This is a genomic window from Marinomonas arctica, from assembly GCF_003259225.1.
GTDB lineage: Bacteria > Pseudomonadota > Gammaproteobacteria > Pseudomonadales > Marinomonadaceae > Marinomonas > Marinomonas arctica.
Window position 1 is genome coordinate 85,461 of the sequence record NZ_QHJF01000021.1, and the last position, 14,639, is coordinate 100,099.

Annotated in this window: 12 protein-coding genes; 3 read left to right on the forward strand and 9 right to left on the reverse strand. The window is 44.4% G+C overall.

Annotation, left to right across the window (positions count from 1 at the left end):
- The first annotated feature begins 301 nt into the window (after nt 1-301).
- A complete protein-coding gene (locus DK187_RS13240; RefSeq protein WP_111607825.1) occupies nt 302-3,103 on the forward strand; it encodes a bifunctional aconitate hydratase 2/2-methylisocitrate dehydratase in 2,802 nt (933 codons plus the stop codon).
- A 218-nt stretch (nt 3,104-3,321) separates the two neighbouring features.
- On the opposite strand, the gene hpf is transcribed toward DK187_RS13240, so the two are convergent.
- From hpf to leuC, 6 genes are all read right to left on the reverse strand, one after another.
- On the reverse strand, nt 3,322-3,720 hold the full coding sequence (hpf, locus tag DK187_RS13245) for a ribosome hibernation-promoting factor, HPF/YfiA family (protein ID WP_111607826.1): 399 nt from the start codon (nt 3,718-3,720) through the stop codon (nt 3,322-3,324).
- Between the two features lie 343 nt (nt 3,721-4,063).
- Nucleotides 4,064-4,720, reverse strand: coding sequence for a YoaK family protein (locus DK187_RS13250; protein WP_111607827.1), 657 nt, complete (start codon nt 4,718-4,720; stop codon nt 4,064-4,066).
- Between the two features lie 155 nt (nt 4,721-4,875).
- Nucleotides 4,876-5,994, reverse strand: coding sequence for an aspartate-semialdehyde dehydrogenase (asd, locus tag DK187_RS13255; protein WP_111607828.1), 1,119 nt, complete (start codon nt 5,992-5,994; stop codon nt 4,876-4,878).
- 86 nt (nt 5,995-6,080) lie between these two features.
- Nucleotides 6,081-7,166, reverse strand: coding sequence for a 3-isopropylmalate dehydrogenase (gene leuB, locus DK187_RS13260; protein ID WP_111607829.1), 1,086 nt, complete (start codon nt 7,164-7,166; stop codon nt 6,081-6,083).
- A 29-nt stretch (nt 7,167-7,195) separates the two neighbouring features.
- On the reverse strand, nt 7,196-7,846 hold the full coding sequence (gene leuD, locus DK187_RS13265) for a 3-isopropylmalate dehydratase small subunit (RefSeq protein ID WP_111607830.1): 651 nt from the start codon (nt 7,844-7,846) through the stop codon (nt 7,196-7,198).
- Between the two features lie 11 nt (nt 7,847-7,857).
- On the reverse strand, nt 7,858-9,285 hold the full coding sequence (leuC, locus tag DK187_RS13270) for a 3-isopropylmalate dehydratase large subunit (protein ID WP_111607831.1): 1,428 nt from the start codon (nt 9,283-9,285) through the stop codon (nt 7,858-7,860).
- Between the two features lie 93 nt (nt 9,286-9,378).
- Here leuC and DK187_RS13275 point away from each other — a divergent pair, with 93 nt between their 5' ends.
- Complete coding sequence (locus DK187_RS13275) at nt 9,379-10,257, forward strand: LysR family transcriptional regulator (protein WP_111607832.1); 879 nt, start codon at nt 9,379-9,381, stop codon at nt 10,255-10,257.
- 8 nt (nt 10,258-10,265) lie between these two features.
- Here DK187_RS13275 and DK187_RS13280 read toward each other — a convergent pair whose 3' ends face one another.
- On the reverse strand, nt 10,266-11,417 hold the full coding sequence (locus DK187_RS13280; RefSeq protein WP_111607833.1) for an MFS transporter: 1,152 nt from the start codon (nt 11,415-11,417) through the stop codon (nt 10,266-10,268).
- Between the two features lie 187 nt (nt 11,418-11,604).
- On the opposite strand from DK187_RS13280, the gene DK187_RS13285 reads away from it, so the two are divergent.
- Complete coding sequence (locus DK187_RS13285) at nt 11,605-13,230, forward strand: alpha-amylase family glycosyl hydrolase (RefSeq protein WP_111607834.1); 1,626 nt, start codon at nt 11,605-11,607, stop codon at nt 13,228-13,230.
- Nucleotides 13,231-13,292: 62 nt separating this feature from the next.
- On the opposite strand, the gene DK187_RS13290 is transcribed toward DK187_RS13285, so the two are convergent.
- Together DK187_RS13290 and DK187_RS13295 are read right to left on the reverse strand one after the other, a co-directional pair.
- A complete protein-coding gene (locus DK187_RS13290; protein ID WP_111607835.1) occupies nt 13,293-14,351 on the reverse strand; it encodes an AI-2E family transporter in 1,059 nt (352 codons plus the stop codon).
- A gap of 12 nt (nt 14,352-14,363) precedes the next feature.
- Nucleotides 14,364-14,606 (reverse strand): sulfurtransferase TusA family protein, encoded by a 243-nt coding sequence (locus DK187_RS13295; protein WP_111607836.1) that lies wholly within the window; start codon nt 14,604-14,606, stop codon nt 14,364-14,366.
- Nucleotides 14,607-14,639 lie beyond the last annotated feature (33 nt).

Consider the following 14,639-nt stretch of genomic DNA (forward strand, 5'->3'; position numbering starts at 1 on the left):
GTGAAAACGTTGATTGGTTAAATCAATCCAACGTTTTCCAACATTGCGACCGGTAAAGTCGAAAATGAAAGCCCAAGGGATTCAATATGCTAAACACATATTGTAGGCATTTCGAAAGACCTGTTTTAGATACATTATTGTGTCTAACCCTTGATACCTATAACGATCTGTATAGAAAAAGCTAAGCAAAGGAATGACACAGGAAAGTTAGACACGCGATGTTTCTCAAAGAGAAATAGCGTGAACCTACATTCCATTATTAGCACATAACATTATCGTAAAATATTATTCAGAGGTGCAAATGAGCTTATATTTAGAGTACTTACAAGAAATAGAGAATCGTAAAGGCCAAGGATTGCATCCTAAACCCATTGATGACGGTAACTTGGTTGCTGAAATCATTGCTCAAATCAAAGATGAAAAACACGAGCACCGTAAAGAATCTCTTTCTTTTTTCATTTACAACACCTTACCGGGCACGACAAGCGCAGCGGTTGTTAAAGCACAATTCTTAAAAGAAATCATTTTAGGCGAATCCAGCGTAAAAGAAATCACCCCTGAATTTGCGCTAGAGCTACTTTCTCATATGAAAGGCGGCCCTTCTGTTAAAGTATTGATCGACCTTGCATTGTCCGATGATTTGGCTATCGCAACGCCTGCTGCTGACGTGTTAAAAACACAAGTATTCCTATATGAAGCGGACATGGAACGCATTGCAGCAGCCTACAAAGCGGGCAATACGATCGCTAAAGACATCCTAGAAAGCTACGCCAACGCTGAATTCTTCACCAAACTTCCTGACATCAGTGAAAAAATCGAAGTAGTAACCTACATTGCAGCGGAAGGTGATATTTCTACAGATTTACTTTCTCCAGGCAACCAAGCTCACTCTCGCGCAGACCGTGAACTTCACGGCAAATGCATGATCACCCCGCAAGCTCAGCAAGAAATCAAAGCATTGCAAGTCAAACACCCAAATGCAAAAGTGATGCTTATCGCTGAAAAAGGCACAATGGGCGTTGGTTCATCACGTATGTCTGGTGTGAATAACGTGGCACTTTGGGCGGGTCAACAAGCAAGCCCTTACATTCCATTTGTAAACTTTGCCCCTATCGTCGCTGGTACAAACGGCATCTCTCCCATCTTCATGACTACGGTAGGTGTAACCGGTGGTATTGGTCTAGATCTTAAAAACTGGGTGAAAAAGCTGGATGCCAATGGCAAGCCTGTACTTGATGCTAACGGCGATGTCGTTCTTGAACAAGCGTATTCTGTTGAAACCGGCACAGTATTAACGATTAACACCAAAGAAAAGAAACTGTACAACGGTGATAAGGTGTTAGTGGATATCTCTTCCGCTTTCACACCTCAGCAAGTTGAGTTCATGAAAGCTGGCAGCTCTTACGCTGTGGTATTCGGCAAGAAACTGCAAACATTTGCGGCTGAAACGTTGGGCATCACGGCACCAACCGTTTACGCGCCAGCAAAAGAAATCTCCAAAGACAATCAAGGCATGACAGCCGTTGAAAAAATCTTCAATAAAAACGCAGTAGGCGTAAAATCGAAGAAAGCCCTTCACGCCGGTTCAGATGTTCGCGTTAAAGTAAACATCGTCGGCTCACAGGATACAACGGGCCTAATGACAGCTCAAGAATTGGAGTCTATGGCGGCTACCGTTATTTCTCCAAGTGTTGATGGTGCCTACCAATCAGGCTGTCACACAGCCTCTGTTTGGGATTCAAAAGCACAAGCTAACATTCCTAAGTTGATGTCTTTCATGCACAAATTTGGATTAATCACTGGTCGTGATCCAAAAGGCGTCTACCCGCCAATGACAGACGTAATCCACAAAGTGTTGAACGATATTACTGTCGACGATACCTCGATTATCATTGGTGGTGACTCTCATACTCGTATGTCTAAAGGCGTTGCATTTGGCGCTGACTCAGGAACCGTGGCATTGGCTCTGGCAACAGGTGAAGCCACTATGCCAATCCCTGAATCGGTCAAGGTGACCTTTAAAGGCGAAATGAAGAGCTACATGGATTTCCGTGACATCGTACACGCCACACAAGCTCAAATGCTTAAACAGTTTGGCGGTGAAAACGTCTTCCAAGGTCGCGTCATTGAAGTACATATTGGTACATTGTTGGCTGACCAAGCCTTCACCTTCACTGACTGGACTGCTGAGATGAAAGCGAAAGCTTCTATCTGCATTTCTCAAGACGACACTTTAATCCAGTCTCTAGAGCTTGCTAAAAAACGCATTCAGATCATGATCGACAAAGGTATGGAAAATGAAGCCAAAACGCTTCACCACCTAATCGACCTTGCGAACAAGCGTATTGCTGGCATCAAGTCAGGCGAACAACCTGCTCTCGTACCAGACAATAATGCTAAGTACTATGCTGAAGTCGTTGTTGACCTAGACGAAATCATTGAACCAATGATTGCCGATCCAGATGTGAATAACGATGATGTGTCTAAACGTTACACGCATGACGTGATTCGCCAAGTGTCTTTCTATAAAGATAAGCCAGTTGATCTAGGCTTCGTCGGTTCTTGTATGGTTCACAAAGGTGACATGCAAATCATCGCTCAGATGTTACGCAACATTGAAAAACAAAATGGTAGTGTAACATTCAAAGCGCCATTGGTTGTTGCACCACCAACATACAACATCGTTGATGAGTTAAAAGCGGAAGGCGACTGGGATATTTTGAAAAAATACGCTGGATTCGAATTCGATGATACGAAACCAAAAGGCGAAGCACGTACTAAGTACGAAAACATCCTGTACCTAGAACGCCCTGGATGTAACTTATGTATGGGTAACCAAGAGAAAGCAGAACCAGGCGATACGGTTATTGCCACTTCTACTCGTTTGTTCCAAGGTCGTGTGGTAGCAGACTCTAACGAGAAGAAAGGTGAGTCACTGCTAGGCTCGACTCCAGTTGTTGTGCTTTCTACAATATTGGGACGCTTCCCAACATTGGAAGAGTACAAAGCGGCTGTTGATGGCATACACCTAACAGACTTCGCGCCACCATTAGATGCGATGACAATGGCGCCAGTTGAGTTTATCCCTGCTACTAATATTTAATCAGTACTGATTAAGTAGTGTGTAACATAAAAAAGCGACGCCCTAACAGGTGTCGCTTTTTTTTGCACCGCATTTTATTTCGCTTCTCCTTTCTTATTCGCCAGCTAATTTAGGAAAATATAACTGTAAAAAGAGTGATGAAGTTTTTCATACTATTTTTATACGGGCACAAAAAAGCCCCGCTATAAGCGAGGCTTTATCCCATAAGGTTCGGTTAACTAAATAACTTCACGCTCAACAAGCTCATCAAATTCAGCCTGTAACTGGCGCTCGATAGGACTTTCTACATCCTTAGCATTAATGTGGTGCTGTCGACCAGCATTCTTAGGCTTGGCCTTATGCTTAATCAACTGTTTTTCCAACTTACTGACTAACATATCAAGGGCAGGTTTAAGCTGTTTTTCCGTTTGAACCATTGCAAAAAGATCATGGCCAGGAATATGCACACTGGCTTCTACTATTAATTCATGAGTCCCATGCTTCTCTGTATTTAAGGTCACATTAATCGTCGTAATCTGATTATTGATACGCGACAAGTGATCCATTTTTTCTTTTACTACTTCTTGAACTTCTTCACCAGATTGGACGTGGTGACCGCTAATATTCAATGTATACATAGAGAATTTCCTTCTGTTGTAATCAGGTTTTTTATTAACTTACGCTTTGCTCTCCTCTGTTCCCTTACTATAATTTATGGGTGAATTCGTTTAATTTCAATGCCGATAATGTAAATACTTGCTCAAGATCATGAATAAAGCCAAGCATTTACAAAAACCTCCCCTCTTCCACTCAAAACACCTTACACATCAATATCATAACTCTAAAAATCTAGCAAATCTTTCGATAGACTATATTTTAAAGGCACTTATCCTACGCGCCATCAAGCATCCATTTCATTAACAATAGACGATAAATCAACATATCGATATCCCCAAATATGAAAATTTTCTGCGCCTCGCCCTAAGAAGCAGTTGCCACGAAGCGATACAAAACAGCGAGCACAAAGCAGACAAACGCAGGTATGGATAAAGCCCAAAAACTAAGCGTCAAGAACAACCATGACCCTAAGGCTCCCCCACAAATAAAGCCTAGTACAATAATAATAAATAAACACGCTTTACGTCGATCTAACGGCTTACCTTGCAGAGCCTCTCCTAACATAATACCCAAATCAGTAAAGATACCCGTAAGATGGGTGGTTCGTACTACTGCTCCGCTGTAAGTGGTCGCAAGCGCATTTTGTAGGCCACAGGCTGCTGAGGCAAGATAATGTCCCGATGTATAATTATTTAACAATAAATACATCGCGATCAGTAAAAATAGAGCCTCTAGCACCAGCAACACATCATAGAATCGACCGAGCTTTAATGACCGGCCTGTCAGCATGTAACCTGAAATCGCCGACCCTATAACAAAACTGAGTAGAATCCCTATTAGATGCAACAGAGCATCTGACGATTGACTGAACAAAACACTGCCGATAAGTGTCGCCGTGCCTGATAAGTGGGACACCGCTTGATGATGAAAACCCAGTAGTGCAACCGCGTTAACACTGCCAGCCACAAGAGCAAGTAAAAACGCGCCATACTCAACCCATTTAGGCAATCGAGACAACACAGCGCCTCCTATAATGTTTTGCTAAAATCTATTTATCCGCTGTTCAACGATGCATTTCATTCTTCATCACAACACGCCATGAGCCACCTAGCAAGCAAAAAAAAGCGCCAGTCAAAAATGACCGACGCTTTTATTAGCAAGCCTACTCAATAAAACTAGTCGTTGAGTAAAATTCGTAGCATACGACGCAATGGCTCAGCCGCCCCCCACAACAACTGATCACCAACAGAGAAAGCACTGATATACTCAGGCCCCATATTCAGTTTACGAATACGGCCAACCGGAATATTCAATGTTCCTGTCGCCGCTGTCGGAGTCAAACGCTCCATCGTTGCTTGCTTATCGTTAGGTACCACACTGACCCAATCGTTGTGTTGTGCCAAGATACCTTCAATATCCGCAACAGGGATGTCTTTGTTCAACTTGATGGTGAACGCTTGGCTGTGACAACGCATCGCACCGATACGAACGCACAAGCCATCCACAGGAATGATAGCGCCTGTATTGCCTAGGATCTTGTTCGCTTCAGCCTGTGCTTTCCACTCTTCACGGCTTTGGCCATTATCCAGCTGGGAATCGATATACGGGATCAAAGAACCCGCTAACGGCACACCAAATTGATCAACAGGCATAGTATTCGAGCGCATTTGCTCTGCCACTTTGCGGTCGATATCAAGAATCGCACTCGCAGGATCAGCAAGCTCTGCCGCAACAGAACCCTGCAACATTCCCATCTGATTGATCAATTCACGCATGTGGCGTGCACCACCACCAGACGCGGCCTGATAGGTCATCGAGGTCATCCATTCGATATGCCCCTTCTCAAACAGGCCACCCAATGCCAACAACATCAAACTAACCGTACAGTTGCCGCCAACAAAGGTTTTCACACCCTGGCTTAAACCCTGCTTGATAACATCTAAGTTAACTGGATCAAGTACGATAATCGCGTCTTTTTCCATACGCAAGGAAGACGCTGCGTCAATCCAGTAGCCCTTCCAACCTGCATTACGCAACTGAGGGTAAATAGCCTTGGTATAATCCCCGCCTTGGCAGGTAATAATAATGTCCATCTTCTTCAACGATTCGATATCGTTCGCATCTTGAAGTAATGGAATATCTTTACCAACTTCTGGACCTTTCTGCCCCGTTTGTGACGTGGTGAAAAAAACGGGATCAATATGATCAAAGTCCTTTTCTTCCATCATGCGTTGCATCAACACGGAACCGACCATTCCGCGCCATCCGACTAAACCTACAGTGTGTTTTGACATGGTTAACGTTACCTTTTTTTGTGGGGCCACTCATACCAAGAGCAGTATCCCTAATGAATACTCAATATCGTTATGATATTAAGCTTTTAATGCAGCGCTATTAACGCTTTAAGTACGGCATCGCCCATGGCTTGCGTACTAACTGTTTCGCATCCTTTTGATGCTATATCTGCCGTTCTCAGACCTTGGTCTAGAACGTTACTTACTGCCGCCTCGATGGCATCCGCCGCCTCTTTTGCGTCTAAAGAATAGCGCAACATCATAGCAACTGACAAAATCGTCGCCAATGGGTTCGCAATCCCTTTACCGGCAATATCTGGCGCGGAACCGTGACATGGTTCATACATACCACGACCTTCTGCGTTTAGAGATGCAGAAGGTAGCATACCAATAGAACCTGTCAACATGGCCGCCGCATCAGAAAGGATATCACCAAACATATTGCCAGTAACCATTACATCAAACTGTTTTGGGGCACGAACAAGCTGCATCGCAGCATTATCCACTAGCATATGGCTCAATTGGACATCAGGATACTCTTTCGCCACTTCTTCCATGACTTCTTTCCAGAGCACGGTCACTTCTAGCACGTTGGATTTATCAATAGAGCACACACGTTTGCCTCGTTGACGAGCGGCTTCAAAAGCAGATCGGCCAATGCGGCGAATTTCTGACTCGTTATAAACGTAGGTATTGAAGCCTTCGCGTTCACCATTTTCTAATGTACGAATACCACGTGGCTGACCAAAGTAGATACCGCCTGTTAATTCACGAACAATCAGAATATCCAAGCCAGCAACGATTTCTGGTTTCAAGCTAGAGGCATCCGCCAACTGTGGGTACAAAATAGCAGGACGAAGATTCGAAAACAGGTCAAGATTGGAGCGCAGTCCAAGCAAGCCTTTTTCAGGGCGAACCGACATATCCAATTTATCCCACTTAGGACCACCCACGGCGCCAAGCAAAATGGCATCGGCCGCTTTCGCTTTTGCTAACGTGGTTTCGGGTAAAGGAGACCCAGTCTCATCATAAGCAGCACCACCAACCAAGGCACTTTCATGTTGAATATTTAATGAAAACTTCTCATTTACCGCATCCAATACTCGTACTGCTTGCGCTACGATTTCAGGACCAATACCGTCACCCGGCAATACCAATACATTTTTAGTCATTTTAAACCCTTAAAAACTCAGTCTTTTATTTATTGACCGCGTGGCAAGAAAAGCCAAGGCGCATCTTTCATTCGTTTTTCTTCATAACGCTGAATAGCGGCATCTTGCTGCAGCGTCAAACCAATATCGTCTAAACCATTTAATAGACAATGCTTGCGGAAATTATCAACAGTAAACTCGAATGTCGCGCCCGAAGGTGAAGTAACCGTTTGATTTTCAAGATCTATCGTAATTTGCGCACCTTGACGCAACGCCACTTCAGCGAATAATTGATCCACTTCTTCTGCTTGTAGAACGATAGGCAACAGGCCATTTTTAAAACAGTTGTTGTAGAAAATATCGGCAAAGCTTGGCGCAATAATGGAACGGAAACCGTAATCGTCTAAGGCCCATGGCGCATGCTCACGGCTAGAGCCGCAACCAAAGTTTTGGCGAGCCAGCAACACGCTAGCACCTTTGTAACGGTCTTGGTTGAGTACAAAATCGTTGCGCAACGGACGGCCATCACATTCTTGATCTGGCTGGCCTTCGTCTTCGTAACGAAGTTCATCAAATAAATTTTTACCAAAGCCAGTACGCTTGATGGATTTCAAGAACTGTTTTGGAATAATCATGTCCGTATCAACGTTTGCCAAATCCAAAGGAGCGGCTAAACCTGTGTGTTTAGTAAAGGGACGCATGCTCTTCTCTCCTAGTGTTTAACAAACTCATTAACATCAACAAAGTGTCCAGCAATCGCCGCCGCAGCCGCCATAGCAGGACTCACTAAATGCGTACGACCACCAAAGCCTTGACGACCTTCAAAGTTACGGTTTGAGGTAGACGCACAATGTTCGCCTGCGCCTAGCTTGTCAGCGTTCATTGCCAAGCACATAGAGCAACCTGGCTCACGCCATTCTAACCCAGCGGCTTCGAAGATTTCATGCAAACCTTCTTTTTCCGCCTGGGCTTTTACCAAACCAGAACCAGGAACCACAATCGCTTGCTTCAAGCTAGACGCCACTTTACGACCTTTCACCACTTGCGCAGCAATGCGCAAATCTTCAATACGCGAATTCGTACAAGAGCCAATAAAAACACGGTCTAGCGTCACATCGGACAACATGGTTTTACCTTCAAGGCCCATGTATTTCCACGCACGTGCGTAACCTTCTTTTTTCACCGGATCTTTTTGATCTTCAGGACGAGGAATAGGCTCATCAATCGCAATCACCATTTCTGGCGACGTTCCCCATGTGACTTGAGGCTTAATATCCTCAGCCTTCAACACAACCACTTCGTCAAATTGTGCATCTTTATCAGACACAAGATCTTTCCACGCTTCGACAGCCATGTCCCAATGCTCACCTTTTGGCGCATAAGGACGACCTTTAACGTATTCTATCGTCGTGTCGTCTACCGCGATCAAGCCAACACGAGCGCCCGCTTCGATCGCCATGTTACACACCGTCATACGGCCTTCCATAGATAAAGACTGGATACCTGTACCACCAAATTCAATCGCGTAACCAGTACCACCCGCGGTACCAATTGCGCCGATAATGGCCAAAACCACGTCTTTCGCAGACACCCAAGGAGACAATTCGCCATCCACTCGGACTAACATATTGCGGCTTTTCTTTTGTACAAGGCATTGAGTCGCTAATACATGCTCAACTTCAGACGTACCAATACCATGGGCCAAGGCACCAAAGGCACCATGGGTAGAAGTATGAGAATCACCGCACACCACTGTCATACCAGGAAGCGTCGCACCTTGTTCTGGCCCAACAACGTGCACGATGCCTTGACGGATGTCTTTCATGTTGAATTCAGTAATACCAAATTCATTGCAATTATCATCCAAGGTAATGACTTGGATTTTCGAAACAGGATCTTCAATACCATCCACACCAGAAATACGCTCTTTCTTAGTGGTCGGTACGTTATGGTCCGGTGTGGCTAAGCTTGACGACACACGCCAAGGCTTGCGCCCAGCCAAGCGAAGACCTTCAAATGCTTGTGGTGATGTCACTTCATGAAGCAATTGCAAATCGATATAAATCAATGCACTGCCATCATCTCGTTGCTGAACAAGGTGGCTATCCCACAACTTGTCATAAAGGGTTTTACCTGACATACGCTCTCTCCTCAGAAATCTATTGCGCTATCCTAAAACTTTGGCTTAAATTACTCAAATTCATATTTTTCATGTTTTGGATAATTTTTTGGAATGGTAGACATCGCTGAACTGATTACCTTTATAAAAGTCGCGGAAACAACTTCGTTCTCGGAAGCAGGAGCGCAGCTTTTTATCACCCAACCGGCGGTGAGCAAACGCGTTGCCGCCCTTGAAAACAGCCTAGGAGTAAAGCTGTTTGACCGCATAGGAAAACAAGTTCAGTTAACCGAAGCGGGTATTCGTTTGCTACCCAAAGCACGCAAGATGGCCGAAGACCTGCAAGACATAAAACGCAGTATGACCTTGCAAATGCAAGATGTCAGTGGAGAGTTACGCATATCAACGGGCCACCATATTGGTTTACACCGCTTACCCAAATCACTAAAGCGCTTTCAGGAAGATTATCCTAGTGCACAATTGGAAATAGAATTTGTTCAGTCTGAAGAGGCCTACCAAGACGTATTAAAAGGACGAGCTGAATTGGGGATTATTACACTGTCCAATAAAGAAAATCCTCTCATCGAATCCTTGCCTATTTGGTCGGACCCTCTCGCATGTGTTGTCAGTAAAGACCACCCTCTCGCATTTTCCAAGCACGTCAGTCTAATAGAACTGGCGCAACATGCTTGTGTTTTGCCCAATAAAAACACCTTTACTAGACAAATTGCCGAGCAAGCTTTTGGCAAACAAGGCCTAAAGCCTAAAGTCAGAATGAATACAAACAACTTAGAAACATTAGCCATGCTAGTGAATATCGGCTGGGGGTGGTCGCTCTTGCCCTCCACACTGGTCGATGAAAAGTTGGTGGTCTTGAATTTGCCAGATTTAAACGTAGAAAGAAAACTCGGCGTCATACACCACAAGCAAAGAACATTGAGTCGTGCCGCCATCGCTTTCATTGAACTGTTAAAAAGCGACGGCACAAGCTGATATAATCGCTAGCGGCGCTGACTGAACATGAGTATTCCTAGCGCCAACGCGCTCACACAAGACGCCAAAGTAAACACCCAAGCTCCACCAATCCACTCCCATAGATAGCCAGCAATCACCATACCAAGCCCGCCACCGAGCCCGATGGCAAAAGCGCTGTACATAGCTTGCCCTTGCCCAGCAAAACGCTCTGGAAACAGACGCCGAATCTGTTCGATAGAGACCATATGAAAGAGAGCAAATGTAATGCTGTGCAGCAACTGGGTAAAAATCAGCACCCACACCACAGAAGCAAACCATCCCACTAAAAACCAACGCACCATGCCGCAAATAAAACACAAGGTAATGATGTGAACCACATCAAAACGCTTGATCGTATTGCCAAAAAATAAAAACAAGACGATCTCAATGACCACCCCCAACGCCATTAGCAAACCGATGTATTGGCCGCTGTAACCCAAATTCGACAGATGCACCGCAAAAAAAACATTAAAAGGCGCATGAGACATAAACGCCAAAAACGCTAACCCAAAAAACAACATAGATTCTGGCGTTCTCACCAAAGCCAAAAAAGACGTGGTGGCTTTTTGAGTATGGACCTCGTACGCTTGTTCTTTAAGGAAAAAGGACGTCACCACCGCCAGTGCTAAAAATACACACATAGTAGGAATAACGATAACGACACCGAACTGACCAATTAAAAAGCCCGCCCCCGTTACAGCAAATACATAACCAATTGACCCTCCCACCCGCAGACGAGTATAAGGCACATCTAAATGACGAATACTCCTCACTGCCAAAGAATCGGTCATTGGAATCAAGGCCGAATAAAACAAAGCCATCGTGCAAGTTAATAGCCACAAGGTTTCAAATTGGTCACTCCAGTTAAACGGGATAACAGCAATAAAGCACCCTAAAATTCCGATTTGTAATATGCGCTTAGGCAGCCCTACTTTCGCGGTGAGCCATCCCCAAAAATGCGGTATCAAGATGCCAGACAACGTAAAGGTCGACATTAACCGACCAATCTCTGACGCGGTTAAACCGATCGATTTATAATACAAGGAGATATAGGGCATCATTACGCCCACTAATGCACAAAAGAAAAAATAAAAGAAGAATAAAGGCCAGGCCACAGGGCGAGCATTATCAGAGAACATCACAGCTCCAAAAAATAACAAAATTGCCGCCAAATAAAGCAACAAAAATCATGCATTAATTATAATCATTGAGTATGCTGGAAATAGGTCAAAAAAGCACGACAGAGAATGGAACCAATCCGCTATAAATCTAATAAATTCTGTTAGCACTGATACCAACACACCCTTACTTACAGAGAGAGACGTCATGATGAATGATCAAGAATGGTGGCGCGGCGCGGTAATTTATCAGGTTTACCCTCGCAGTTTTTTCGATTCTAACAACGACGGCATTGGCGACCTCCCAGGCGTCACCGCAAAAATGCGGTATATCGCCTCCCTTGGCGTAGATGCGATTTGGCTATCGCCTTTTTTCACCTCCCCCATGAAAGATTTTGGTTACGACGTCAGTGATTATTGTGATGTTGATCCTATTTTTGGCACCTTAGATGACTTCAACCAGCTCATTGCCACGGCGCATCATCATGGCTTAAAAGTTATGATAGACCAAGTACTTAACCACAGTTCCGATCAGCACCCATGGTTTGTCGAGTCGCGCAGCAGTCATGATAACGCCAAAGCCGATTGGTATATTTGGGCCGATGCGAATCCAGATGGCACAGTACCTAACAACTGGCTGTCTGTTTTTGGTGGCCCAGCTTGGCACTGGGACAGTCGTCGTAGACAATATTATCTTCATAACTTTTTAGACAGCCAACCTGATCTAAACTTTCATAACCCTGATGTCGTCGATGCCTTACTTGACACTGTTGAATTTTGGCTAAAACGAGGCGTCGATGGTTTCCGTCTTGATACAGCCAACTATTACTATCACGACATAGAGCTGAGAAATAACCCGCCTAAAAAAGACGTCGTAGAGGGCAGCATTGGTGTCAGACTAGACAATCCTTACGCCTATCAATTGCACCTTTATGACAAATCCAGACCTGAAAACATTGGTTTTTTGCAACGCTTGCGCAGCCTATTAGATAAATACCCCAATACCACCACAGTGGGCGAAGTCGGTTGCGATTTTGCCTTGGAAACCATGGCGGCTTACACCCAAGGTAAAGATAAGCTGCACATGTGCTACTCATTCGATTTATTAACTCATGATGCTTCCATGACACACATTCGCAATACCATGGAGACCATAGAAGCCGGACTAGGAGATGGTTGGCCTTGTTGGTCGATTGGTAATCATGATGTAGAGCGTGTTGTAACCCGCTGGGGGAAAAATCACGATTCCATTGCCAAAAGCAAAATCTACATGGCCATGCTATTAACTTTAAGAGGCAGCGTTTGCTTATACCAAGGTGAGGAACTTGGTTTACCGGAAGCAGAACTGACATTGGATCAACTGGTGGATCCTTTTGGGATTGCCTTTTGGCCAGAGTTTAAAGGCCGTGACGGCTGTCGAACTCCCATTCCATGGAAAAACGAAACACTGGGCGGCTTTACTCTGTCTGCAGAGCCTTGGCTACCCATTGCTGACGCCCAACGTCCGCTGGCCGTTGACGAACAAGAAGGTAATCGCCACTCTGTTCTGCATGCCTATCGCGATTTTCTTCATGTAAGACGCAGCCATCCCGAATTACGCCATGGTGACATTGAATTTATATATAACGATGACACCACCCTAACATTCCTGCGTACTTACAAGGGTAAGCGGCTTTATGTCGCCATTAATACCGCCAATCAAGACATTATTTTACCCGTCGAACTTACACTGTCGGCTTTAATCTTGCCTGAAGCAATACACAGTGGATACATAGACGCGAATACCGTTGTGCTTCCACCATTTAGCATCCTACTTGCGACAGTAACGGCCTAAACGAAAAAAGCCCTTTCTCAATCATGAGAAAGGGCTTTTCGGCTTAAGATAACGGATGAAGTCTAGGCCAACTGTTGGTAATCGGGCCAAGCATTAATAATGGCTTTTACCAAAGTCGCTAATGGGATAGCAAAAAAGATGCCCCAGAACCCCCAGATGCCACCAAAAAACAGCACTGCGACAATAATCGCCAGTGGATGCAAATTCACCGCTTCAGAAAACAATAAAGGCACCAGAACATTACCATCTAAAGCTTGCACCACTAAATAAGCGATCACAACATAAACAAACTCACTTTGCGTACCATACTGATAGAAAGCCACTATTACCACAGGGACAGTGACGGCGGCAGCACCAATGTAGGGAATCAATACCGACAACCCAACCAAAAGAGCGAGAAGTTCCGCGTATTTCAGCCCAAACACCAGAAACACAATGTAGGTGACAACCCCTACTACTAACATTTCGATGAACTTACCACGAATATAATTGGCTATTTGCTCGTTCATTTCATGAGCGATATTGCGCATCATTTTTCTTTCTTTTGGCAACCATGATGTCATGTAAGTCAGAATTTGCTTCTGGTCTTTCAATAGAAAAAACATCACCAATGGCACTAACACCAAATAAATAATTAACGAGAACAAAGACGGAATACTGGCAATCGAAAAAGATACCAGCCATTGCCCTAGATTGGTTGATTCATTCGCGAGCGAGTTAATCACTTCATCGATGGCCGCTTCACTAACAAAGTCTCGGTGTCCTTCCGCAAACAGTTGTATTTCATGACGTATATCCGTAAACATACGAGGCGCATCCTGCACAAGACGAACAGCCTGACGCCAAATAATTGGCACCATAACACCGATGAAAACACCGCATGCGGTTATAAAGGCAGAAAACACCAGCAGCACGGAAGTAACATGCCCAAGCCCCATACTTTGCAATCGATCCACCAAGCCTTGCAAAAGAAAGGCTAGCACGATAGCAATCAGTATCGGTGCTAAAATCCCTCCCCAAAACGCAAACACACACAAGGTCGCTATCATTAGAAGCAAGAAAACAACCACTTCTTCATTTGAAAAATATCGTTTAATCAGCGTATCAACAATTTTAAACATATCGAATCCGTTTCAGCTTTTCTGAATCACAAAGGTATAGACAGCATTATCTTCTTGTACCGACAACAAAGACAATCCAACCAAGGTCACATATTGAGGAATATCTTTTAACGAACCGGAGTCGCTAGCCATGACACATAACCGTTGCCCTATGGTCATTTTACTCAGTGCCATTTTGGTCTTTAGCAAAGGCATTGGACAACGATCTTCTCTTGCATCCAAGATTACGTCATACTCTTCGTATAGATCGTTCATTTTACAACTTACTCAAAAAATACATTAGCTATA

Coding starts and splice junctions, on each gene's coding strand:
- DK187_RS13240 (WP_111607825.1), top strand. CDS start 302: ATGAGCTTATATTTAGAGTACTTACAAGAAATAGAGAATCGTAAAGGC.
- hpf (WP_111607826.1), bottom strand. CDS start 3,720: ATGTATACATTGAATATTAGCGGTCACCACGTCCAATCTGGTGAAGAA.
- asd (WP_111607828.1), bottom strand. CDS start 5,994: ATGTCAAAACACACTGTAGGTTTAGTCGGATGGCGCGGAATGGTCGGT.
- leuB (WP_111607829.1), bottom strand. CDS start 7,166: ATGACTAAAAATGTATTGGTATTGCCGGGTGACGGTATTGGTCCTGAA.
- leuD (WP_111607830.1), bottom strand. CDS start 7,846: ATGCGTCCCTTTACTAAACACACAGGTTTAGCCGCTCCTTTGGATTTG.
- leuC (WP_111607831.1), bottom strand. CDS start 9,285: ATGTCAGGTAAAACCCTTTATGACAAGTTGTGGGATAGCCACCTTGTT.
- DK187_RS13275 (WP_111607832.1), top strand. CDS start 9,379: ATGGTAGACATCGCTGAACTGATTACCTTTATAAAAGTCGCGGAAACA.
- DK187_RS13280 (WP_111607833.1), bottom strand. CDS start 11,417: ATGTTCTCTGATAATGCTCGCCCTGTGGCCTGGCCTTTATTCTTCTTT.
- DK187_RS13285 (WP_111607834.1), top strand. CDS start 11,605: ATGATGAATGATCAAGAATGGTGGCGCGGCGCGGTAATTTATCAGGTT.
- DK187_RS13290 (WP_111607835.1), bottom strand. CDS start 14,351: ATGTTTAAAATTGTTGATACGCTGATTAAACGATATTTTTCAAATGAA.
- DK187_RS13295 (WP_111607836.1), bottom strand. CDS start 14,606: ATGAACGATCTATACGAAGAGTATGACGTAATCTTGGATGCAAGAGAA.